The organism is bacterium, from assembly GCA_008933615.1.
Lineage (GTDB): Bacteria > CLD3 > CLD3 > SB21 > SB21 > SB21.
This window is the reverse complement of sequence record WBUR01000024.1, coordinates 1-24,545: the sequence shown is the minus strand read 5'-3', so window position 1 is coordinate 24,545 and position 24,545 is coordinate 1. Positions and strand designations below refer to the sequence as shown.

General features: G+C 45.7%; 21 protein-coding genes. 9 read left to right on the top strand and 12 right to left on the bottom strand.

The genetic code is table 11. The features are described from left to right. Positions 1-5 precede the first annotated feature (5 nt). A complete protein-coding gene (locus tag F9K33_10170; protein ID KAB2879184.1) occupies positions 6-1,532 on the top strand; it encodes a tetratricopeptide repeat protein in 1,527 nt (508 codons plus the stop codon). Here F9K33_10170 and F9K33_10165 read toward each other — a convergent pair. The 4 genes from F9K33_10165 to F9K33_10150 all read right to left on the bottom strand — a co-directional run bounded on the left by F9K33_10165 (position 1,519) and on the right by F9K33_10150 (position 4,894). Beyond that, complete coding sequence (locus F9K33_10165) at positions 1,519-2,298, bottom strand: NRDE family protein (GenBank protein ID KAB2879183.1); 780 nt, start codon at positions 2,296-2,298, stop codon at positions 1,519-1,521. The two genes, F9K33_10170 and F9K33_10165, sit on opposite strands and share 14 nt — an antisense overlap. 13 nt (positions 2,299-2,311) lie before the next feature. Continuing rightward, complete coding sequence (locus tag F9K33_10160) at positions 2,312-2,974, bottom strand: DinB family protein (protein KAB2879182.1); 663 nt, start codon at positions 2,972-2,974, stop codon at positions 2,312-2,314. Beyond that, positions 2,856-3,497 (bottom strand): hemolysin III family protein, encoded by a 642-nt coding sequence (locus tag F9K33_10155; protein KAB2879181.1) that lies wholly within the window; start codon positions 3,495-3,497, stop codon positions 2,856-2,858. The genes F9K33_10160 and F9K33_10155 overlap by 119 nt, the downstream gene beginning before the upstream one ends. A 128-nt stretch (positions 3,498-3,625) precedes the next feature. Continuing rightward, on the bottom strand, positions 3,626-4,894 hold the full coding sequence (locus F9K33_10150; GenBank protein KAB2879180.1) for an insulinase family protein: 1,269 nt from the start codon (positions 4,892-4,894) through the stop codon (positions 3,626-3,628). Positions 4,895-5,050: 156 nt separating this feature from the next. Here F9K33_10150 and F9K33_10145 point away from each other — a divergent pair, with 156 nt between their 5' ends. The 7 genes from F9K33_10145 to F9K33_10115 all read left to right on the top strand — a co-directional run bounded on the left by F9K33_10145 (position 5,051) and on the right by F9K33_10115 (position 13,673). After that, positions 5,051-7,096: a S9 family peptidase gene (locus tag F9K33_10145; protein KAB2879179.1), complete on the top strand. Its 2,046-nt coding sequence runs from the start codon at positions 5,051-5,053 to the stop codon at positions 7,094-7,096. Between the two features lie 393 nt (positions 7,097-7,489). Continuing rightward, positions 7,490-7,777, top strand: coding sequence for a GIY-YIG nuclease family protein (locus F9K33_10140; protein KAB2879178.1), 288 nt, complete (start codon positions 7,490-7,492; stop codon positions 7,775-7,777). 277 nt (positions 7,778-8,054) lie between these two features. Continuing rightward, on the top strand, positions 8,055-10,181 hold the full coding sequence (locus F9K33_10135; protein KAB2879177.1) for a thioredoxin domain-containing protein: 2,127 nt from the start codon (positions 8,055-8,057) through the stop codon (positions 10,179-10,181). Positions 10,182-10,690: 509 nt separating this feature from the next. Next, a complete protein-coding gene (locus F9K33_10130) occupies positions 10,691-11,245 on the top strand; it encodes a hypothetical protein (protein ID KAB2879176.1) in 555 nt (184 codons plus the stop codon). 259 nt (positions 11,246-11,504) lie between these two features. After that, the gene (locus F9K33_10125; protein KAB2879175.1) at positions 11,505-12,182 is read left to right on the top strand and encodes a DUF4386 domain-containing protein; all 678 of its coding nucleotides are present in this window, start codon (positions 11,505-11,507) and stop codon (positions 12,180-12,182) included. A gap of 661 nt (positions 12,183-12,843) precedes the next feature. Next, the gene (locus tag F9K33_10120) at positions 12,844-13,245 is read left to right on the top strand and encodes a DUF1801 domain-containing protein (GenBank protein KAB2879174.1); all 402 of its coding nucleotides are present in this window, start codon (positions 12,844-12,846) and stop codon (positions 13,243-13,245) included. After that, a complete protein-coding gene (locus tag F9K33_10115; protein ID KAB2879173.1) occupies positions 13,242-13,673 on the top strand; it encodes a DUF3052 family protein in 432 nt (143 codons plus the stop codon). Before F9K33_10120 ends, F9K33_10115 begins: the two co-directional genes overlap by 4 nt. A 20-nt stretch (positions 13,674-13,693) precedes the next feature. Here F9K33_10115 and F9K33_10110 read toward each other — a convergent pair whose 3' ends face one another. The 8 genes from F9K33_10110 to F9K33_10075 all read right to left on the bottom strand — a co-directional run bounded on the left by F9K33_10110 (position 13,694) and on the right by F9K33_10075 (position 21,794). Beyond that, complete coding sequence (locus tag F9K33_10110) at positions 13,694-14,644, bottom strand: MoxR family ATPase (protein KAB2879172.1); 951 nt, start codon at positions 14,642-14,644, stop codon at positions 13,694-13,696. Between the two features lie 84 nt (positions 14,645-14,728). Next, positions 14,729-15,973, bottom strand: coding sequence for a DUF4350 domain-containing protein (locus tag F9K33_10105; protein KAB2879171.1), 1,245 nt, complete (start codon positions 15,971-15,973; stop codon positions 14,729-14,731). Then, positions 15,970-17,154, bottom strand: a complete 1,185-nt coding sequence (locus tag F9K33_10100; GenBank protein ID KAB2879170.1) for a DUF4129 domain-containing protein — start codon at positions 17,152-17,154, stop codon at positions 15,970-15,972. Before F9K33_10100 ends, F9K33_10105 begins: the two co-directional genes overlap by 4 nt. After that, positions 17,151-17,987, bottom strand: coding sequence for a hypothetical protein (locus F9K33_10095; GenBank protein KAB2879169.1), 837 nt, complete (start codon positions 17,985-17,987; stop codon positions 17,151-17,153). The genes F9K33_10100 and F9K33_10095 overlap by 4 nt, the downstream gene beginning before the upstream one ends. Before the next feature lie 242 nt (positions 17,988-18,229). Then, entirely contained in the window at positions 18,230-19,513 is a 1,284-nt protein-coding gene (gene murA / locus F9K33_10090; protein ID KAB2879168.1) for a UDP-N-acetylglucosamine 1-carboxyvinyltransferase, read from the bottom strand. 37 nt (positions 19,514-19,550) lie between these two features. Further along, on the bottom strand, positions 19,551-19,826 hold the full coding sequence (locus F9K33_10085) for a hypothetical protein (GenBank protein ID KAB2879167.1): 276 nt from the start codon (positions 19,824-19,826) through the stop codon (positions 19,551-19,553). 208 nt (positions 19,827-20,034) lie between these two features. Next, positions 20,035-21,318: a competence/damage-inducible protein A gene (locus F9K33_10080; GenBank protein KAB2879166.1), complete on the bottom strand. Its 1,284-nt coding sequence runs from the start codon at positions 21,316-21,318 to the stop codon at positions 20,035-20,037. Positions 21,319-21,368: 50 nt separating this feature from the next. Then, positions 21,369-21,794 carry a nucleoside-diphosphate kinase gene (locus tag F9K33_10075; GenBank protein KAB2879165.1) on the bottom strand — a complete coding sequence of 142 codons (426 nt, stop codon included), beginning with the start codon at positions 21,792-21,794 and terminating at the stop codon, positions 21,369-21,371. A 146-nt stretch (positions 21,795-21,940) separates the two neighbouring features. Between F9K33_10075 and F9K33_10070 the strand changes: the two genes are divergently transcribed. Continuing rightward, the coding region (locus tag F9K33_10070; protein KAB2879164.1) for a hypothetical protein at positions 21,941-24,545 on the top strand (2,605 nt) is incomplete at its 3' end.

The window sequence follows — 24,545 nt, the reverse complement described above, 5'->3', positions numbered from 1 at the left end:
AATACATGAAATACTTAATCAGTCTTATATACTTTGTTTTATTGATGCTGAATTCGCGCGTTATTGCACAATCGCAAAATCAGGATTCGGCCGCGTCTTTATTGCTTCAGGGTATGGAAAAGGTTTACAACCTTGATTTTGCGCATGCCGACGCGCTTTTTGACTCGGTCATACAAATGAATCCGAAGCACCCCCAAGGATATTATTTCAAATCGTCCTCTCATTTTTATCAAATCATTTCAGGATACGACTCTACCGCAAGTGAAGAACAATTTATGGAGCTGAACGACCACGCCATCGCCGTTGCCGAGGAGTATGAAAGAACTGATCAGGTTGATGGACAATTCTACAGAGGCACCTCCTATGGAAATATCGCACGGTATCACGCAATGGTTGGTAATTTTTTCAAGGCATTCTATTATGCGAAAAAATCAAAAAGCCTGCATGAGGATATTATCCGCCGGAATCCGGACATTTTCGATGCGTATCTTACCACGGGCGTTTATAATTATTATGCGGCCGCCATGCCGCGATGGATCGATGCCGTAGCCGGATTATTCGGATTGGGGGGTGACAGGGCTCAGGGAATTCGCCAGCTTGAGACGGCTTTTGAAAAAGGAAAGCTGGCCAAACTGGAAGCTAAGTTTTTCCTGGCGAACGTCTATTACGAAGAAGGAAATTATGAAAAGTCGCTTCGGTTTCATCAGGAATTATCCTTACGATTTAACCGAAACCCGTTTTTGTATAATCAGTTAGGCCTCATCTATTATTCCATGGAAGATTTTGGAAAAGCGGAACTTTCATTTTATAAAGCCAGAGAGGCGGTGAACGCATCTTTTATGTCGTCAAAAATGTTCGCGGACTATTTTCTGGGACGTATTAACAAATTAAAAAATGATTATAAAACGGCATTGCCGTATTTGACGGAAGCATCTGAGATCGGCAAAAATAGAAAATTATTCAAAAGCATTGACGCCTGGATTGTCGGCGCCGCATATTATCAATCCGGGGAAGTGATGGAGCTCTCCGGTAACCGCGCCTCCGCCATGGGCCTTTATGACCTTGCTAAGAATCATGAGTACTCAGGTAAATCGACCGCCCAGGCCAGCAAGAATCGCCTGCAATACGGATTGTCTGAATTCGAAATAGAAGTGATTCGTGCACGGCATTTGATTTTGTTCGGAAAAACCGAGGAAGGCCGAGGCATGATGTTGAAGTTAAAACCGGAAGCGCGCAACGGAAACGTCAAATTTTTATCGCAAATCAATTTTTATCTTGGCCGCGCAGAAATGGCGCATTCTAACTATCCGAGCGCAAAAGATTATTTCCTTGAAGCGCTTCGAACCCAGACGGATGACGGCGATCAAAAGTGGCGGGAACCGCAGGCTCGCTATTATTTAGCGTTTTGTTATGCGCATCTTGGAAAGAACGAGTTGGCTAAGAACGAGTTGAATAAGGTTGTGGACAACGATCAATATCTTGAAGCGCCAAGATTCAAATTTCTTTCGCGCGAGCTGCTTAAGAAACTATAGTTGCACGCCAATTCAGCTCATATCTAAGTTCTGTCCACCGGCCGTCCTCGGGCGCGTACGTTCGTTCAACAAAACTCACTTTTAACTTTTTGTCAATCAGGATAATCGTCGAACACCTCGTGCCGTACTTCGGGCTTTTGATAAATACCGGCGATAACATTTTCTCCAATTCAACTCCTACGCCCGTATCCGGAAGCTGCGCATCATTCGCCGGGGTAACGTCAGATAAAATAGCAAACAATTCGTTTTCATTAACCTGCGTTTGTTCGAGCGATTTCATTAATTTATTTTTACTTTTTTCTACTTTTGGCCACGGCGTGTCCAAAAGATGATTGCTTAGTCCAAATACTCCGCACGGTAATTGATTTATTTTGTCCGATCGATTGGAAAAATAATAAAATCCGGAATCATCTCCCAAGATCAGGTTGAATCCATTGTACGATCGCGCGCCGTGTTTTACTTGTTGAAGGTAATTCATCGCATTTTTTTTGCCGGATAAAAAATCGCTGACCAGCTTTCCGCGCGTAGGCGCGTCTTGATTGAATGAGCCGGGTTCACGGTAGTTCGTTATCATCGCGATCCGCCCACTTTTTGAAACGCCAAGCCAGGTGCCCCCGCCCTGCAGATCTTTACCGGCCAATATTTCAGGATTGTCATCCCAATATGCCGCATGCGCTGTTCGTCGTTCATAAAATTCATCGCGATTGGCGGCAATGATCACCGGGTATTCCGGATGAGCACGGTATGCTAGAAGGATGAGGCACATAAGTGTGTGGTTTTTACTTCGGATAATGCGGTGAACGCTGAATACGTTTCACCTGTTTCATGTGATGATCAAAGTGAACGGTGAGAAATTCGACCAGCGTAATGGAACTTATTCCTCCCCTAATCGGATGAAAAAATAATTTTTGGCGAGCCGAAGTTCGATCTAAGGTTTCAAAAAATTCTTTCAACCCTGTCCGTTTTTCCTGCCACAGCGCCGTGGAATCATGCAAACTCATCGAATCTTTCGGAAGAGCCGATTTGACAGGAACTTTGACGTGAATGCCGACTTTGAAAATCAACCATAGTATAAACGAACCGATAAGCGGATGAAACCTTGGTTTGCGCGGTTTAAACGTTTTTTCAGTTACCTGCAGCAAAAAAGCGCGCTCGGATAACATTAAATGCTGAACTATATCCAGCATGTTCCAGTGGTCTGCATGAGGCTTGAATGAAAGTTGTTCCGCAGTCATCTTGTTCATCCGATCCAAAAAAAACATCCGTTTCGATTCAAACATTTCGAATCGGCTTTGTAATTCACTTATCATTCGGCGCCCTTTGTCAACTTGGTAATACGAAAAAGAGAATCGCGAAAAAATGCAAAATCGTTCCTCCCAATACAAAAAGATGCCATACCGCATGATGGTAGGGTAATTTTTTCCAAACGTAAAAAATGACACCGAGCGTATAGGACAATCCGCCGCCGAAGAGTAACGCCAGTCCTCCGATTGGAATTATGTCTATCATTGGTTTAATTGCAATGACGGCAATCCATCCCATTAAAACGTAAATGATGGTAGACGCTTTATTAAATCGCCCGGTAAAGTACAGTTTAAATATAATGCCGGTTAATGCAAGGCCCCAGATCACGCCGAATAACGACCATCCCCACGGCCCGCGTAAACTGATCAGCGTAAATGGCGTGTAGGTACCGGCAATTAATAAATAGATCGACGAATGATCCAGAATTCGCATGGCATGTTTGACTTTCGGGCTTTGAAAAGTATGGTACAACGTGGATGCCGTATACAGCATGATCATGGAAGCGCCGTAAATCGAACAACTGACAATATGCCACGCATCGCCGTGCAGCGCCGCCATGACCACGAGAATAACCAATCCGGCTATACTCAAAGCCGCTCCGATTCCGTGAGTTATGCTGTTTGCAATTTCTTCCCCTATGGTATATTGCTGATGTTCCATCTTCCTATAACTCTCTTTCTATGAATGGATTAAATATAGTGCTTATCCGCTTTACTCACATACGTCATGGTGAGCCCTTCGGCGGGGCTCAGGACAAGCTTGTCGAACCATGACAAACTATAGTAAAATCAATTTCTTTTAATCGGATCCAGTATGACGATGTTCTTATGCGCAGGTATAAGATACTTTTTTGCAACCCGCTGAATATCCTCTTTCGTTGTTTTTTCAATCAGATCTAACGAAATATTCACGTATTCCGAACCGTATTTTCTTGAAACGATTTCATACCGGCCGATCATTTCCGCCCGGTTATCGTTGGTCTCCAGCGCATGGATAAACCCCGATTCCACCATGTTTTTAATTCGTTCGTATTCACGGTCTGAAACAGGTTCTTTTTGAACATTTTCAATTTCCTGCATCAAAGCCGCTTCCACTTCCTCGATCGTGTGATCGGATTGAACTTGCGCCATGATCTGAAAAAGCCCGGGGTCTTTTGAACCTTCGCATGCTGCCGACGCAAACGTGGCGATCTGCTGTTCATACACCAGCGCCTGATAAAGCCTTGAACTATGCCCTGCGGACAATATATGGCTCAAAAAAACCAGAGGAATATAATCGTCGTCATCCATCGCGACGGCCTGATAGGCAATCAGAAGCGAAGCATGTTCTGCTTCCATTTGTATTCTTTTTCTGCGTTCCGATTGCTGCGCCGGTTCATCAGCCGTTTTTAAATCGTCCAGACTTCCTTTGGGAATTGCGCCGAAATACGATTCCGCCGCTTGCACCGCGCGATCACGCGCAACGTCGCCGGATAGTACGATCACGGTATTTTCAGGAACGTACCATTTCTTATAATACGCCATCATATCCTGGCGTGTCATCACATTCAGATCGTCCCAACTGCCGATCACGGTGTTCTTATACGGGTGGCGTTCGTAAGCAAGTCCGCACATCGTTTCGTACATCTTGCCAAACGGAGAGTCTTCATACCGCAGACGTTTTTCTTCTTTGATAACTTCTTTTTCAGACAGAACATGCTCTTCCGGAAGCGCAAGATGCGTGAAGCGGTCCGCCTCCATATCCATTACCGTTTCAAAATGTGCGGAAGGAATATTGGAATAATAGGCAGTAAAATCATGCGACGTAAATGCGTTTTTAGTTCCGCCAATGCGCTGAATAAGCCAACTGTTTTCACGCGGCCCGAACCGTTGCGTTCCCATGGAATAACAATGCTCAAGATAGTGTGACATGCCCGTAATACCCGGGCTTTCGTTCCTGCCGCCCACGCGCAGCCAGATCATAACCGTGCAAATAGGCAATTTATGATTTTCATTGAGAAGCAGCGTTAACCCGTTATCTAAAATTTTTCTGTAGATTTCTATTTTTGGTAGCTTCATTCGTTTTCGTTTTTTCTGAGTAATATTTTTTTACTGCGCCAAGTTACCTATTTCGGCAAGGAGATTCAATATCAATTGTTGATTATATACATGAGATTGGATATGTTGTTTTTGTCGTTGTAATATAAAATCAAATCTAAAACACGGAGACCTGACATGTTCACACACCTAAAACATTTATTTATTGTTTTCTTGGCCTTGACAACCGCCGGCAATCTGACGGCGCAAAACAAACGCACGCTCACCGCTGAAGACCTGTGGAATATGAAACGCGTGTCATCGCTCACCGTTTCCCCCGACGGTAAATTCGGCTGTTTTGTTGTCTCGGAATATAGCGTTAAGGATAACAAAGGGAATTCCGATCTCTGGCTGATCGATCTGAGCAGTAACAAACTAAAACGATTGACCACAAATGTCGGTTCCGATAATTCCCCGGCCTGGCATCCCAACAGCCGCACGATCGCATTTATTTCAAAACGTGAAGGCGACTATGCGCAGTTGTATCAAATCGACATTGACGGCGGCGAGGCCGCATTGATTACGGAAATGCCTATGGGCATTTCGAATCCGAAGTACTTCGCTGACGGAAAGCGCATCGCGTTTTCGTCTTCAATTATACCGGAGTATGAGAATGACTTTGAGGGAATGAAAAAAGCGCTCAAGGAAAAAAAAGACAATAAGATGACTGCGAAGGTCACGGAAAACCGATTTTACCGTTACTGGGATAATTGGCTGACCGACGGCTATGTGATTCATATTTACGCTTATACTATGGACACTAAAGAACGCGTCGATTTGACCAAAGGATCGAAACGTATTCTCGCAATCAGCCTCGGCGGGCTTGACGCAAATTATGATTTATCTCCCGACGGCAAGTGGATGGTTCTGACGGCCAACACAACCCTTCCTCCTTATACCAAAATGAATCAGGATGTGTACCTCGCGCCGCTTTCCTCCAATGACGAGTGGGTTAATCTGACCAAAGATAATGAAGAAGGTGATAACGATCCCTTCTTCTCTAAAGACGGAAAATATATCTATTACACGCGGCAAACCGATCCGGATTATTCCGCAGAAAACGAACGCCTGGTGCGATACGACCTCGCGACTAAGGAACAAAAAGTTCTGACCGACACGTCCCTTTCCTATTATAACTACAACGAATCGAATCCGGGCAAGACCATGTTTATGCTCGCGAGCGACCAAGCGCGCACGTCGGCATTTATGCTCGATTTGGCGTCAAATAAAACTCAAAGGCTATTTACCGAAAGTGTTGTTAATGCGCTAAATGTTTCCGGCAACCGGCTTGTGTTCATCAAAACGAATATGTCGCAGCCTGCGGAAATTTTCGATTTTGACCTAAAAACCAAGAAAATATCCCAGCTCAGTTTTTTCAATAAGCCGATCACCGATTCTATTGCTTTCGGAAAAGTCGAGAATCTGACGTTCACCGGCGCCGATGGCGACCCCGTTCAGATGTATCTCCTCTATCCGCCCAATTTTGATCCCAATAAAAAATATCCTTTGGTACATATGATTCACGGCGGCCCTGCAGGTACGTTTAATGATGATTTTCATTACCGATGGAATGGGCAGATGTTCGCCGCGCCGGGTTACGTGGTTGCGATGGTTAATTTTCACGGTTCGACAAGTTTTGGAAATGCTTTTGGAAAATCGATCGTCGGCGCGCATGGCGATAAACCCTTCACCGACATCATGAAAGCAACGGATTATCTTCTTGCCAACTATTCCTTTATTGACAGCGCGCGCATGGCCGCCGCCGGAGGTTCTTACGGAGGATATCTTGTTAACTGGATCGCAGGCCACACGGATCGTTTCAAATGTTTGATCAGCCACGCAGGGGTATATAATTTAATGGGCCAGTTTGCGTCCGACATGACGTATGAACGCGTGAAAAATTACGACGGGGCGCCGTGGGAAGGGCGTTATGAACAGATCAATAAATACAGCCCCGCATTTTTCTCAAATCATTTTAATACGCCGATGCTTATCCTGCATGGCGAAAAAGATTACCGTGTGGTCGTGACGCAGGGACTGGAATTATACGGCGTGCTTAAGGGAAAAGGCGTTGAATCCCGTTTAGTTTATTTCCCTAATGAGAACCACTGGATACTCCAGCCGCAGAACTCGATTTATTGGTACAAAGAAGTTCACAACTGGTTTGCGCGGTATTTAAAATAGCAGCATGTCATTCTGTAGGAATCTTTTTTAAAGAAAGTAAAGTCTTCGTAATTAAAAAGATTCTTTTAGAATGACATTCCTGGGACTAATGTCGAAAAAACCAGAATGTGAGACACTGGAGCGATGTCATTCTGTAGGAATCTTGTTTGAGGAAAGTAAAGCCTTCATAATCAAAAAGATTCTTTCAGAATGACATGCCGAGACAGGCTCGATCGTGAATCCCTTGGTGAATTGTCATTCTGTAGGAATCTTTTTTGAAGAAAGTAAAGCCTTCGTAATCAAAAAGATTCTTGCGGAATGACACACCGGGACCATGCTCAAGAAAAAAAATATAAACGTTGGTGCATTACCATTCTGTAGGAATCTTTTTTTGAATTAAGTAAAGGCTACGACGTGAAAGGAAATTACTACGTATACATTACGACCAATCCGGGAAAAACCGTTCTCTATGTCGGCGTAACCAACGATCTCAAAGTTCGATTACAGCAGCATTATGAAAACCGAGGAAAAAAGAAAACATTTGCAGGAAGATACTATTGTTACAAACTGGTCTACTATGAACATTTTTCAGATATTAAGCAAGCCATAGCCTGGGAAAAGGAGATCAAGAATATGACCAGAGCGAAGAAAGAGGCGTTGATATCTGCGAAAAACCCTAAATGGAATTTTCTCGCTGTATGAAGGTTAGATCTTCGTAATTAGAAAGGATTCTTACAGAATGATATGCCAGGATATCACGAAAAATAAAACAATGTGAAACGTTGGTGAGCTGTCATTCTGTAGGAATCTTTTTTGAAGAAAGTAGAGTCTTCGTAATTAAAAGGATTCTTACAGAATGACTTTCCGGAATGTTACCAACTCAAATAAACGTAGAATACGCTTTTTCTTCTTTCTTTATACAGCAGCCTTCATCTTGTTTTTCAATCTGCCTGCATGCAAACAAAATAAGGATCAGCCAATGAATTTTCCTTCTGCGGAATTAATAAAACAACTGCCGCCCGACGGCGGGCCGGAATTCAACCGCCTGGTCTTCGAGAAAAGCCCGTATCTGCTCCAGCATGCGCGGAATCCGGTAGATTGGTATCCTTGGGGCGAAGAAGCATTTGAAAAAGCACGGTCGGAAAATAAACCTATTTTTTTATCCATCGGCTATGCCACTTGCCATTGGTGCCATGTGATGGAACATGAATCTTTCGAAGATTCGACGGTAGCCGCGATGATGAACGAAACTTTTGTCTGCATCAAAGTGGACCGCGAGGAACGCCCGGATATCGACAACATTTATATGGCGGTAACGCAGGCGATGACCGGACACGGCGGCTGGCCTATGACCGTGATCATGACCTGGGATAAAAAACCGTTTTTTACAGGAACCTACTTTCCCAAACATAGCCTGGGCGGACGCCCCGGGATGATGGAACTCGTTCCGGCTATCGCCGACGCATGGGCAAATCGCAAGGACGAAGTCCTAAAGTCCGCCAACGACATCACCGCGGCCATTCAAAATCGAGCCGCAAGCAGTAACCCTGTCGCGCTGAGCCCGTCTATTTTTGATTCGGCATTTGCAATGTTCCGAAGTCAATTCGATACTCAGTACGCGGGCTTTGGCAGTTCGCCGAAATTTCCTACCGCGCATAATCTTTCTTTTCTTCTGCGTTATTATAAACGCACAGAGAACGCCGACGCGCTTAGGATGGCGGAAAGAACATTAAAGGCGATGCGTAACGGCGGAATGTATGATCAGATCGGTTTTGGATTTCACCGCTACTCAACCGATGCCAAATGGTTTCTTCCTCATTTCGAAAAAATGCTTTACGATCAGGCCCTGATCGCCATGGCTTATACCGACGCATATCAGGTAACGCAAAATCCTTTGTATAAGAAAACCGTCGAAGAAATATTTGAATATGTTCTGCGCGATATGACCGATCCCGCGGGAGGATTTTATTCCGCCGAAGATGCCGACAGCGAAGGGGAAGAAGGAAAATTCTATCTCTGGACAAAAGCGGAACTGGAAACTATCCTGGGCTCATCGGATGCGGAATTGTTCTGCAAAACATTTAATGTGACTGCGGAAGGCAATTACTACGAAGAAGCGACGCGTGAATTTAAAGGAACCAATATCCCTTTCCTCAACAAAGATACCGATGTATTGGCGCATGAAGCAAATTTTAGCGAAGATGAATTCAAAGCTAAAATAGAATCCATCCGGAAAAAACTTTTTGACGTTCGAGAAAAACGCATTCACCCACTGAAGGACGACAAAATTCTGACCGACTGGAACGGGCTGATGATCGCGGCGCTTGCAAAAGGCGCGCAGGTATTCGATAAACCCGAATACGCCGATGCCGCCCGGCGCGCGGCCGATTTCATCTTGTCAACTTTACGCGATCCGAATGGACGGTTATTAAAAAGGTACCGCCAGGGAGCGGCCGGTTTGCCCGCGCATCTCGATGATTATGCGTTTATGGTGTGGGGTTTACTCGATCTGTACGAAACGGCCTTCGATGTGAAGTATCTCGAGTCCGCGCTGGAACTGAACAAAACGATGACGGAATTTTATTGGGACAAAGAAAACGGCGGCTTTTACTTTACCGGATCGGACGCCGAAAAACTCATTACGCGCCCGAAAGAAATTTACGACGGAGCGATTCCGTCCGGCAATTCCATCGCCGCGCTGAACCTGATCCGGCTAAGCCGCATTACGGGAAAGGAAGAGTTTGCAGAAATGGCTGAAGCGATCGGTAACTGTTTTTCGGAAAACATATCCAAAGTTCCGATGGTGTACGCGCAATTTCTAATGGCCTATGATTTTCAAACAGGCCCTTCGTATGAGATCGTCATCGCGGGCGAAGAGCATGACGCGCTGTCAAAGGAAATGCTTGCGGCCTTACGGTCGCGCTTCATACCCAACAAAGTCATTTTATTTCGATCATCCAAATCGTCTTCCGGCCTTGATGGGATCGCCCCGTTTACAAAAACGCAGGCTATGAAAAACGGCAAAGCCACCGCTTACGTGTGTCGGAATTTTACCTGCAGCGCTCCGACCCATGATGTTTCAGAAATGATGGATCTGCTGAAGTGACTTTCCGCTGAGGCTGCCCGAAATTCCCCGTTCGCTATCCCTTTAAATAATTGTTACCTAAAATAAAAAACTCCGGAGTGTAAACACTCCGGAGCTCTATCGTAGCCAAGAAGTTAGGGGGTAACTTCTTTTGTGGGGACTTTAAATTAATGAATCTCTCTGAGTTTGTCAATAAAAGTCGATCATTTTTTTAATATTTTTTTATCTCAACCTGCCTCGGTTCGACAACCAAATTTAATACTTCAGTGTCACATGAACAAAAAAACTTGGTCAAAGTTATTGACAAACGCCTTTTCACAGAGTACATTTAACCCGGCTTATCGTAGTTCTTTCTTATCGTAGAAACTTTCAACAGCACTGAAATCTGATATGTGCAATATCGGAAATAAATACAGAATCCCGTCAATACCGCAATTGCGTAAAACAGTCGTACGAGCGATCTCTATTTAAAGCTAAAGTCTATCTTCTCAGTTCTTCAACGACACTATCCGACAGAAGGAGGAATAGCGATGAAACAAATATATTTTATGCTGCTCATAACTGTTATCGGATGCTACACAGGAAGGACGTTTACTGGTGATAAGCTAAATGAGTTTCAGCCGACAATTCCAGGTTCATTTACTGCTGTTACACTACTATCGGGGGAGAAAGTCATATTCAATAACTTGGGTGGACAATCAATGATACTGGATGACATTGTGGTCGGATATGACAAAGAACAAAAACTAGTGGCAATACCTGCAATCTTAATACTGCATGTTGAACAAAACTCGCTTAACCCGAACGAGATATTAGAAATTACAACTCGCGATGAGAAAAAAATTGTATTTGACTCCGCTGGCGGAAAGAATCTCCATAACTCATCAGTCGTCAGCGGACTAACTAGTGAAGGAACAAGCATAATAATTCCAATGACCGAGATACGATCGGCTGAAATACGTCAGCATGATGCTGGAAAGACTATCCTACTTGGAACTGCGATATCTATCGGCCTAGTTATTGTATGGGTAAAGTTCATTTGGGCGGGTGTCAATATTGGCGGAATTGGTGGAGAATCGCCGTAACCATAACTATAGAACCGCGGCTAACATGAGGCTTTCACATCCGCTTCCGCGCCAGCGGAAGCGTGAGTACTTAGATAGTCAGTTTACACGCGATCGCTAGTGCGTTCGTACATGGCGCTCCTTGAATGCTTGAGTTTTGGCGGTAATGTTTTTATCGCCACGCGGGTTTTGGAGACTGGAGTGTTAGAGCAAGCCATGAAACAAAACCCCACCGCCGCCGTTTAGTTAGGATCATTAAACAAATCAGAAGGAAAAGAATATGACCCGCAAGACCTACGCAAGGATCGCCGGCTTCACGTTTATATTCTACATCGCGGCCGGTATTTCCCAGATGATGCTCCATGGCCAGGCCACCGCCGGCGAAGGAACCGCCGCAAAGCTGGCGAATATTGCCGCGCACACGTCTGAGTTCGGCGGGGCGATCATCCTCGATCTGCTTTGCTGTTTTTTCGCCCTGATACTCGCCGTGTCGTTGTACGCGATCACGCGGGACGAGGAACACGATCTGGCGATATTCGGTTTGGCCTGCCGTGTGGGTGAAGGCGTGATCGGAGCGGCCAATCTGCCGAAAACGCTGGCGCTTTTTTGGCTCGCGACCGCCGGAGATAAAATCCCGGACGCCGCGAGCGTGAGTGCGATCGGTTCGTATCTGCTGATGCCGGTGGGCAGTTCCACCGTCAGCGCGGTCTTTTTCGCCGTGGGAAGCACGGTTTTTTCGTATCTGTTTTTGCGCGGACGGATGATTCCTCAAGTGCTTGCCTGGCTTGGCATTCTGGCATCCGTTCTGTTGGTAGGTTTTCTTCCGATGCAGTTGGCGAGAGTCGTTTCGGCGAACTGGTTCGTCTGGATGCCGATGCTGGTATTTGAGCTCGTTCTTGCGGTCTGGCTGATCGTGAAGGGAGTCGCGGGGAAGAGCGAGATAGCGGTATCTAAGTAAAGTTTTATACTAATGTGTATGGGTATTCCCGGCCGGAAATCCATAAAGAGATCAAAATTTAAAAACACCGTTGTTTTTCTGTAAGAATCTATTTTCTTTAGAAGCGCGTTCTATGGTTCAAAAAGATTCTTGCAGAATGACCTGATTGGTGTTTTGGTGATTGTCTTCGATAGGAAAAATAAAGCGAATTTTCGGGCCTTTGAAAAAATGCCGTTAAGAAATCGGAGCGGAAGCCCGTAAAAACAAAACATTGTCTGAGTGGCGCATCAGGCGCCACGAGTTTGTTTTGTTTAGGGCTGAAGCGAAGATTTTAGGCGTTTTTTCAACAGCCCAGGCACTTTTCTTTCCTTCTTTCTTTTGTGCCAGCAAAAGAAAGAAGAATGGTTTTCTGAGTGTGTTAATCTTACATATAGTTTATTACAAACTCTAATTGCTTTGAATCCGCTTTCTTTTTGAAAAGAAAGTGGCAAATCACGCCAAAGGCGGATCAGCCTCCGGCTGAGAAAACACCGTTGTTTTTCTGTAAGAATCTTCTTTCTTTAGAAGCGCGTTCTATGGTTCAAAAAGATTCTTCCAGAATGACATGATTGGTGTTTTGGTGATTACCGCGAGTGGATTTCACCAACGCTTGTTTTAAAATAACTTTCGGCAGAGGAGTAACATGAATAAAGAAATTGGAGCTTACCACAAGCGGCAAACGCATGAAGACAAGTCGATCTGCGATTTGCTGTACGAAGAGATCGGTAAACATTTACCTAAAGCGGAAAACAAGGTCTGGCATGCGCATCCGGTTTGGTTCATCGACGGCAATCCCATTGTCGGATATAGTAAACAGAAAAGCGGCATTCGCCTGATGTTCTGGAGCGGAGCAAGTTTTGATGAGGAATTATTAAAACCCGGTACGGGCAAATTTAAAGACGCTTCCGCATTTTATACCTCGTCCAAAGAAATAAATAAAAAAAATTTAAAGCGATGGCTCCAAAAAGCCCAAGCGATTCAGTGGGACTATAAGAATATCGTCAAACGAAAAGGCGTATTATTGCCTTTGAAAGGGTTGGGTTGAGTAATAATCCTTCCGGCTATTCCGGCACGCCCCTGGCAAAAAAGCTGGGCATCAAAGACCATTTTAAAATCCGGCTCATCGATGCGCCGGCACATTATCGTGATCTTTTTTCCGATTTCCCGCCGACGGTGGAATTTGTGAAGGAAACAAAAAACAAAAAAGACCTGATCCATTATTTTGTTACCGAGGCCGCAAGATTGAAGACGGAGTTACCGGCTCTGAAGAAAGAATTGGCGCCAAACGGTATGATCTGGGTTTCCTGGTATAAAAAATCGGCGAAGATGCCGACCGATATCACTGAGGATATCATTCGCGGCGCGGCGCTGAAGATCGGTTTGGTGGATGTGAAGGTTTGCGCGATTGATGAACAGTGGTCTGGGCTTAAGTTAGTGATCCCGCTCAAAGATAGGAAGAATCACCTTTCTTAACTTGTTTGGAAATAAATAACCTACCTCGGCACGACAACCGAATATAATACTTCATCAATCAACTCATCCGCGCGAATTCCTTCCAGCTCCGTTTCAGGCTGAAGTATGATCCGATGCCGCATGATCGGCTTGGCGACGGCTTTGATATCGTCCGGCGTGACGTAGGCGGAACCGTTCATCGCGGCGCGGGTTTTGGACGCGAGCAAAAGCGCGACGCTGGCGCGCGGACTGGCGCCGACAAGAATATGGCCGTGATCGCGCGTTCTGCGAACGATCTGCGTAATATAGTTGATCACGCCCTCCTCAACTTTAATGTCTTTTATCTCCGCGCGGCACGACAAAATTTCATCCGGAGTCACCGCGCTCTGAATATGCGCCGATTCCAGGTGATGCATGTCAAACCCGTTGTGATAATTTCTCAGGATCTGATTTTCGTCTTCTGCCTGCGGATAATCGATAACGATCTTAAACATGAATCGATCCAGCTGCGCTTCGGGCAGCGCGTACGTTCCTTCGTATTCGATCGGATTCTGCGTAGCAAACACAATGAAAGGTTCGTCCAGCACATACCTCGTGCCGTCGATCGTTACCTGTCTTTCTTCCATCACTTCCAGTAAAGCCGCCTGCGTCTTTGCCGGCGCGCGGTTGACCTCATCAATTAGTACCAGATTGGTGAATATCGGGCCTTTCTTGAGAATAAACGACGAGGTCTTGGCGTCGAATACATTGGTGCCGATCACGTCCGACGGCATCAGGTCGGAAGTGAATTGTATGCGGCGGAACCGGCTGGACATGATAAGCGCCAGCGTTTTTACCATCAGCGTTTTTGCCGTGCCCGGAACGCCTTCCAGCAAAACGTGCCCGCCGGATAAAAGGGCGATGATCAGATGGTCTTTTACAAACGGCTGGCCGACGATTACTTTGTCCAGTTCCGCTTTGATCTTGTCAACAATGTCTTTGGTCTGTGTCATAGCTGATTTGTTCTTGTTTCTGATGTATGTGTTTTGAATTAATAAATTTCTTATTAGAAATTGAGCGATGAATAACGAATTAAATTAATCTGTACGGCCTCTGCGCTTAGAAGCGCGATACAACGTATCCAATTTTTTTGATAAAGCAACCAGTTCATCTTCATCGATTGGAATACTTCTTTTGTTTATTACGCCGCTCAGTTGCGAACTTTCCGCATCTTTGAGTTTTTGACGAACTACGGACAATGTGCGCCGGGTTTCTTCTTTTTTAATATCATACCGTGTTTCCATTATTTCTGCAAGTTTATTTTCCATGTTGGTACGAAACCTTGCCGACAGAGAGGCCATGACCCAGCGGTGCCACAGACGCAAAGCGAGCGTATGGGCTTTTGCATTCAGGTACACCGCCGATACCGATTTGACATATTCGTCGGATGACCGCCGCGATGACCTGCGGACCGGCACCGGCCTGCCAAACCTTTTTGCCTTGGAATAAACCCAAAGCAACACCGCTGTAATAACAAGCATCAGACCGGCTTTCACCGGCATTTGATCCAACAGAAAAATAACCGATTCGTATTCTTTAAAACCATGATGATATTCATCGAACATTATCCGGCTGAAATATCTTTTTTCACCGTCGGTTTTATACCGCAGAAGGCCCATCACCGCCTGCAGATTATCGTATCGCCCTGCGTTCTGATTGGCAACATAACCCGCTGAATTAAACGCTATCACACTGCCGCTTCCAAACGGCATTTCAACGACGGAATTTGAATTCGTTTTCCCGTAATGTAAAATATATCCGGATGAATCCGGTTGTAATGAGTTCGTCCATTCTGAATATAGGATGTCACTTACTGATTCGTCCGGCCTGTACAAAGTATCGAACAGAACATTTTGCGCTGTGGGCTGCTGCAAGTATGACAAAGATTCAAAAGACGCGCGCGCTGCCTGAATACCGAATTTTTCTAATAATCTATCCGTGTGCCGGTTAGCAAATACTAAAAGCGTGGAACCCATTCTAACCCGTTCTTTCACAGAATCCATCTCCGATTCCGAAAACGGCTCTCGCGGCGAAGCAACTATTAAAACCAAAGGATCTTCAAAATCCAACGACAATATACTTTTTCTCCATCGGAGAACGTCGTATCCGCTTTCGGATAATAACGTATAAAAAGCCTTAAGTCCGTTGGGCTTTGCATTATAGGTGGAAGCCAGGCTTTCTGCGCGCCGCGCTTCTCCGGCCTGTGATGAAAAAACAATGAGGATCAGTACCGCGCTGAACGCAACACCGGCCCAAACTATTTTTTTTGTATCGCCCGTCATACTCCACTGGTCACGGTTTGTTTTTGCTGCAGCGCATGTAAACAAAGATGGTAGTAGGAATTGCAGGCGGTGAAATCTTCTTCCGTTGCGTTCTCAATGCCGTACCATGTTTTTTCAAACATATCGCTGATCTTTTTCAGATGTCCGTGCAGTTCGATCCTGCAGAACAACTGACTCTCATTCAATAAGGCCGTCAGATACTCGCCGTTGGTTTGAAATTTTTGATAACGAAAATGATCTTGTGCATCGAGATGCAGGATTATCGATAAGAACAGGTGACGAATCGCTTTCCGGTATTCGCCTGTAAACGCGCAGCGATGCGCATGCCGGAGATGGTCGTCCGGCTCCATCGATTCCCCCGCTTCGATCAGGTTTTCGAAATTTTTTTTCTTAGCGGCAGAATTCTCTTTGCGTTGCCGAAAATGCCGGATTACATGCACAGCCAGCCACAATAAGGTCATCGCGCCGATAACGTAACCCGCATAAACCAGCATTTGACCGATCATGGTATAATCGCGCGGCTCCGGGACCTGCGGCGTTTCACGTGAACTGCTGTTTTTAAAAAGTCCGCTAAAGATGGAAGCGAGTTGGTCCATCAGCCAGTTAAACCCGTCCAGCAAAAGATTTTTATTTTTTTTCTCCCTGTATTCCGGCCTTTCGAGAATGGACATCAATTGTTTCTTATAGTCTGCGGTATCGCGAATCAGAATATAGCTTTTTAATGTTGAAATCGAGCGCAACGCTAATTCCAAGTTATGCTGAATTTGTTCAGCGCCCTTGTCCTGCAAATGTGCGCCGCTCAATTTATCCAGATCGTTCAAGAGCCAACTATTGTTTGTTACCGCCGTCGTATCAAAAGCCCGTACGCTGTCCGGATCGCCATAAGAGATCCACACGGTGAATGCGTATGAATCGGGTATCTGCCGCCGAAGCGATTGAAAATTCGATTGTATTCCCGCTCGGACTTCGCCGTCATTATTCAGCCGGAGTTCGGCTGTTTGTTCCAGTACAAACCTGAGCAACCCTTCGTAATCGGCCGGTGTGATCGCCGTGTTTTTGATGAGGCTTGAATCGAAAAGCGAAGGCGTGACGGCATCCGGCTCTGCGGCGAATACGAGGGAGTTCACTCCAACGATAAAGACAACGAAAGTCTCGCTTATTTTTTTAAAAAGCGAATTCATATCGATTGCAGCATCATTTCCAGATCAAATCCTTCTTTTCGCGAACGCACGTCAAAATATAAAATGGTAATAAATATCACCTGCATTGGAATCAAGAGAAGCGATGCAACGGCTCCTCCGGCTATTTCAATCATCTTCAGATCCGGAATCAAACCCGTGAGCCAACTCAACTGTTCTAGTAAAATCTGATACACGCCTGAAATCAAAAACGTGAGCGACAAGCCGAGAACAAACAGCAGCAGCGTGGTCAGAGCAAAATAAACCAGTACTCTCCACCATTCGCTCAACACGAGATAACGGGAGCGTTTCCAAATTGCATCGAAAGACGATACGTTTTCAATAACCACCAGTTGCGTCGAAAATAAAAAAATGATCCCAATCCACAAGCCGGGAATAAAACAGAATCCAAGTCCGATTAGCGTGATCATTGTTGTGATGGCCGTTATCCATAAAAGCGGCCCTGTTTTTCCAGCCATTTTTTTTATCAGCAAAGACGCACCCATCTCATGGCCTTTCGCTTTTTCAAATAGAAAAAAGCAGGTGGCTCCGCCCGTGACCGAATTTACGCTTCCGTCCAGCACCATGAGCGCCACGTTTTCCAAAGTATAGGAACCCGTTTGAAAAAAGCCGAACGAATTAAACACCCGTTCAATCGGGATCAGGTCAAATCGGAAAAATAAATATTTGATAAGAAACAACGGCAGGTAGAACGTCAAAACGATCTGAGTAACCGTTTGATACGATGCGCGATAAAAAACAACGCCGGCATCGATCATATCGATCATCGGCCTTCGCGCCACGATGAAGTCAGGGTGATGATGTGTGGGATTCATCAATGTACGAGGATTAAGATTTGTAACTGCTGATTAATAGGACACAGATGACGCGGATCGGACGGATCTAGACAGAATTGATTCACTTTTTGTCATTGGTAAATAAGAAACCAAAACCAAGTTCGTTATATACCTTATAGAAAGCCTTAATGATTTTATCTGAAATATCTTGATGAATTAGTTCCCTTTTAAATCCGAGCAAATCAGCTAAATCCGCGTTATCCGTGTTCCTTTTCGAAAATTCATTCATTCACGCGCCGAATCTGCGCGCCAAGAGCCCTGAGACGTTCGTCGATATGTTCGTACCCGCGGTCCAGTTGTTTGACGTTCTGCATGGTCGACGTCCCCTGCGCGCACAAAGCCGCGATCAGGAGCGCCATACCCGCACGAATATCCGGGCTGGTGATCAACTCGCCGTGCAGCGGGGTCGGACCCTGGATCACCGCGCGGTGCGGGTCGCACAAAATGATCCGCGCGCCCATTGTGATCAGTTTATCCGTAAAAAACAGCCTGCTTTCAAACATTTTTTCAAAGATCAGCACCATCCCTTTGCACTGCGTTGCCGCAATCACGATGATGCTCGTCAGATCGGCGGGAAAACCCGGCCATGGCGCATCGTCAATTTTCGGAATGGCGCCGTCCATATCGGAATGAATTTCCAGCGACTGCTCTTTCGGAACGAATAAATCCCGTCCCCTGATCTCAACTTCGATACCAAGCCGCTCAAAAACGAGCAGTATCATCCGCATATCTTTTGGATTCGTGTCTTTGATCAGAATTTCACTTTTTGTCGCCGCGGCCAGCCCGATGATACTGCCGATCTCGATATGATCATTGGAAATAGTATGCTCACATCCACGTAATTTTTTGACGCCTTCGATCGTGAGGAGGTTGCTTCCGATGCCGGATATACGGGCGCCCATGCTGACCAGCATTCTGCAAAGCCCCTGTACATGCGGTTCTGATGCGGCGTTATTGAGAATGGTCGTTCCTTCGGCAAGCACGGCCGCCATAATAGCGTTTTCTGTTGCCATCACGCTGGCTTCATCGAGAAATATATCCTGCCCGATCAGTTTCGCGGCTTCCATTTTATAAAATTTGTGACCCAGTTCCGTCTTTGCGCCGAGTTTTTCCAGCGCAAGAATATGCGTATCTAAACGCCGCCGCCCTATTTTATCGCCTCCCGGCGACGGCAAACTAACTTTGCCATGCCGTCCGATCATAGAGCCTGCAAAAAGAAAAGATCCGCGGATCTCCGACGCCAGGTTATGATCCGGCTCGAACGTCTTTATATTTTTGGCCTGAACCTTCCACGTTTTCGCGTCCATTTGAGTAACGTCCGCTCCGATCGCGGCGGCAATCTCAAGCATTTTCCGCGCGTCAATAACGTCCGGCATGTTCCTGAGCATAACCGGTTCGTCCGTGAGCATACAGGCCGCAATGACGGGCAGCGCTTCGTTTTTGTTACCCGCCGGATTAAATGTCCCTTTTAAAGGGTGGCCGCCTTCAACAATAAATTTTTCCATGTGAACCTCGGTGATGAGAACTTACAGCTCTCTGATGTTAGGGTGTTGCAATGTGAAAGTCATCGATGACGCCGACGATAACTGCCTGAACGGGAATTTTTTTATTTTTAAGAATAATGCGTGCGCCGACGCCTTCTTTCATAACCAAAACGAGATCGCCCACGCCGGCGCTGACTTCATCAATGGCCAGCAGATCGGAGCCCGTGGGTTTTTGATTAAGATCAACCGGCTGAACGATCATGATCTTATGCCCGTTCAAGTTTTCATTCTTATGCGTTGAGACGATCGATCCCGTCACTTTGCAGATCATCATAAAGTGTTCATTTCATATTAAAAGAATCTATGCCCACGGAATACACGAAACGAACACGAAAATCAAACCTATACAAGGCTCAGGTTTTTTTCGTGTTTTTCCGTGTGTTTCGTGGGAAATAAGAACAAGTTCATTTACTTAATTGCTTATCGGATTTACTCGCGTTCATGCTTCGACGGGCTGATTGTGAGCCAACCGATAAAAAAATTTATTTTTTCACTAACCCTTTCAGATTTATCAGATGTTTGCGAACCACATCCAACGCCATTTGCGATAACCGTTCCTTAAAAACAAGCCGCTCAACCGAGTACGGCAAGGGAGTCAGTTTTATTGCCATCGTTTTTTCATCGGTCGAAAAACCGATGTAGGCCAGTCCGACGGGTTTATGCTCCGTTGCCCCAGTAGGTCCGGCAATACCTGTGGTAGAAAGCCCTAAGTTCGTGCCGGCAATTTTTCGAATATTTTCCGCCATGGATTTGGCAACTTCTTCGCTGACGGCGCCGTGGACTGTCAATACTTTCTCCGGCACGTTCAGCAACTTCATTTTGGAATCGTTACTGTAGGTCGTCACACCCTGCAAAAAATAAGACGAACTCCCTGATACGTTGGTCAGCCGGTGCGCGACAAGCCCGCCCGTGCAGGACTCGGCGGTAGCAATGGTCTGACGCGTATCAAAAAACAAATGGGCGAGGCTTTGTTCCAGCGTTTCATCGTCATAACCATACACCGCATTGTTAAAGAATTGATCAATACATGATACGAATCGCCCTTCAGCAGCGGCGATCAGTTCAGCCGCTTTTTCCGCGGATTGTTTCGAACAGGTCAAACGTATATCGACGCCGCGGGCCATGTGCGGCAAGTAAGCAATGTCCAACTTATCATGATACTGCTGAACAATTTCCTTCGTTTTTTCATACAAAGTAGATTCCGGAATTCCCACCGTTCGTATAGTGCGGAACTTGAGAACTGTATCCTGTTTTACTTTCTGCGCGAACGGAAGCAAATGCATATCGGCCATCCACTGCATTTCACTCGGAACGCCTTGCAGGCAAAAAAATGTCGCGTGTCCTTTTTTGAAGTTCAACCCCGGGGCGGTTCCACGGCTATTGGACAAATATGTCGCTCCTTCAGGGATCATGGCCTGCACGCGGTTAGTTTCGCTCATAACCCGCCCGGCTTTTTGATACATGGATCGGATTTCCTGTAACGCCGATTCATTAAGCTTGAGTTCCGTTCCAAGAAACTTCGCGGCGGCATCCCTGGTCTTGTCATCGTGGGTCGGCCCAAGCCCGCCGCAGCTTATCACCAACTCTGCGTCCCTTGCCGCCTTATCAAAGGCCTGCGCAATCGATTCAACGTTATCGCCAACTTTGGTTACCCGGTTTACCGTAATTCCAAATCCGGCCAACCGGCGGCTTAGGAAAGCCGAGTTGGTGTCGACGATAAGCCCCGAGAGAATTTCATCGCCGATCACCACGATCTCTGCGGTCATACATTTCTCCGGATAATTTGGAACTATCACAAATCATGCCCGTAATAAACCTACTGATTGGCGATGAGTGAACTATTGGTAAAGAAATAGGCAATTTCGACTTTGGCATTTTCATCCGAATCCGAACCGTGAATTATGTTTTCGCCTTTGCTGTCGGCAAATTCTTTGCGAACGGTTCCCGGATCGGCGTCTTTAGGATCGGTCGCGCCGATCGTCTTTCTGAATGCAGCCACCGCATCGTCTTTCTGCAAAACCATCGGGACGCAAGGGCCTGAACTCATAAATTTTGTCAACTCATCATAGAACGGGCGCCCTTTATGAACGGCATAAAAACCTTCGGCCTGTTGTTTCGTCATGCGGATTTGTTTCATGGCTAATATTTTGAAACCTGCCTCCTGAATTTTTGTTATGACTTTTCCTTGTATATTTTTTTTTACACAGTCCGGTTTCAGAATACCTAAAGTGACGTTACCCATGTGAATGACTCCTTTTGAAGGTTGAATGTATCATGAATTATGCTTGAATATACGTTTGTTTTTTTCTACGTTGAACGCGGGCTAATATAGTTGAAATGGCTATTCCTATCAATCACTTTTTTGAATACATTGTCTTTTAAAAAGGAATGAGCGGCAAATTTGTTGGTTATACCCATGGCAGACTATCGGAATTTATGGTGAGTTCATATATGTTTTTACGCGGTAAAGGAGGAGTTCTTATGCGTCTTTCACGCATTGTATTGTTTCTCGTTTTCTTGATACACGCTGTATCGTATCTCCATAGCCAGGAGGAACAAAAATATTTCGGCCAGAATAAGGTTCAATACAAAGATTATCACTGGCGCTTTGTACAGTCCCAGCATTTTGACTTCTATTTTTATGAAGGCGGGGATGAACTGGCGAAATTCGCAGCCGACATAGCCGAAAGCTCTTACGTTTCCATCATACAGAGTTTCAAAAATTATGAAATTCAAAGCCGTATCTCTTTCGTCATCTACAATTCGCATAATCAGTTCCAGCAGACTAACGTATTGGATGAGTATTTGTCGGAAGGCATCGGCGGCGTCACGGAGTTATTTAAGAATCGTATTGTCATCCCGTACGAGGGATCGTATGAACAATTTCGCCACGTTTTGCATCACGAACTCGTGCACGGCGTGATGAACGATTACATGTACGGAGGTTCGATCCAGGGACTGATCAGCGGGCGCATACGGGTTCAAATTCCCCTGTGGGTCTCGGAGGGCCTTGCGGAATACGATTCCAGGTACAAAGAATTTAACACCCAATCGGATATGTTTGTTCGAGACGCCGTGATGGAAGCGTATTTGCCCAACCTGATGCAAATGTCGGGTTATGCAGTATACACCGCAGGGCCGACTATCTTTCGTTATATGGAAGAAAAATACGGCAAAGAAAAGGTCGCCGAATTTATGACGAAACTGCGCGTGGCAGGAACGACCAATTCCACATTTGAATCCACATTCGGAATGAAAGAAGAGGAATTCTCTGAAAAATGGGCCACGTATCAACGCAAGATCTACTTTCCCGACATCACGAACATGCAGTCGGTGAAGGAAATCGGAAAACAATTGACGTTTCATGACCGCGATGGAAATTTTTATAACATTACGCCCGCGCTTGCTCCAAGCGGCGACAAAATTGCCTTTCTAACCGATAAGTCCGGTTATGCCGACATTGTGCTGATCTCGGCCATTGACGGAACGGTCATCAAGAAAATTGTCTCCGGCGAAAAAACGCCTAATCTTGAGGAACTGCATTGGTTAAGCCCGGGCATGAGCTGGAGCCCGGATTCAAAAAAATTGGTTTTCTCCGCCAAGGCAAGCGATAACGACGCGCTGCTGATCATCGACGTTTTGACGGGAGAGATCGAGCAATACTCATGGAAAGACCTTGAAGGCGTATTCGGCGGATCGTGGAGCCCCGACGGACGCAAGATCATCTTTTCCGGCATATATCACGGGCAAAGCGATATCTATGTTTTTGACCTGGATAAGAAACAAAAACAAAAATTGACCAACGATATTTTCAGCGACACGCGCGCCGTATACAGCCGCGACGGCAAGAAAATTGCATTTGTTTCCGATCGCAGAGATCAGCTCGGTCCGCCGGACAAGAACTTCAAGATGGTCAATTATGATTACAAACAAACCGACATCTATATCATGAATGCCGACGGATCAGAAATGGAACGCGTCACGACGGACGAGATGAACGATACGTGGCCGGAATGGGGACCGGATAATTCTAAAATGCTGTATACGTCGAACCGCAACGGCGTGACCAATTTATACGTTGCCGATCTGACCACGAAAAAAACTTATGCTATTACCAATAACCTAAGCGGAATTTTTCAGCCTTCCTTGAGCAAAGACGGAAAAGTGGTCGCCTATTCCGGTTTTAACAAAAGCGGGTTTGATATCTTCACTTTAAAAAACCCGTTCGATATTAAACCGATCGAACTGCCGATAACTATATCAATGAAGAAATTTCGCAAAGACAAAGACCTGCCTCAGACTTTGTCTGACGAGTTGGGATTCATAGATAAACGCAGCCTGACCCAGGAAGTCTCTAAAGACACGGTGATCGACGTGATGTATTCCTCAGGGGATTCGGCGGCAGTTCAGGATACTACTATAAAACAGACCAAAGACATATCGTATCGTAATTTTATTTTTTCCGGAATGGATGATAAAAAGAAAGACAAGGAAAAGAAGAAAGAAGAGGAGGAGGAAGAAGAACTGCCTGAGATTGTATCCCTCCCTGAAAAAGTTTACAAGAACGATAAAGGAGAGTACCGGATTCGTAATTACCGTGTTCGCTTCACGCCCGATCTGTTTTACGGAACGGCCGGATTTAATACCTTTACCGGTTTCGTCGGCGCGACGCAGATGGCATTCAGCGATATATTGGGAAATCACCGGTTGTTATTCGGCACGAGTTTACTCTTCGATCTGAAAAACAGCAGCTTTTACGGCGCCTATTATTATTTGTCTCGCAGAACCGATTACGGCATTACGGCTTTTCATACCGCTTATTCATTTGCGACGGACTATGCGTATGAGGACGGAACCCAGACCATACCGGGTATCGGGGACGGCCTTGCCGACAGTTTTATCCGTTACCGCAATTACGGCGTTACGGTGTCCGCGTCGCGCCCATTCAATAAGTTCAATCGGTTTGAAGTGGACGTGACCCAGTTCGTAATAG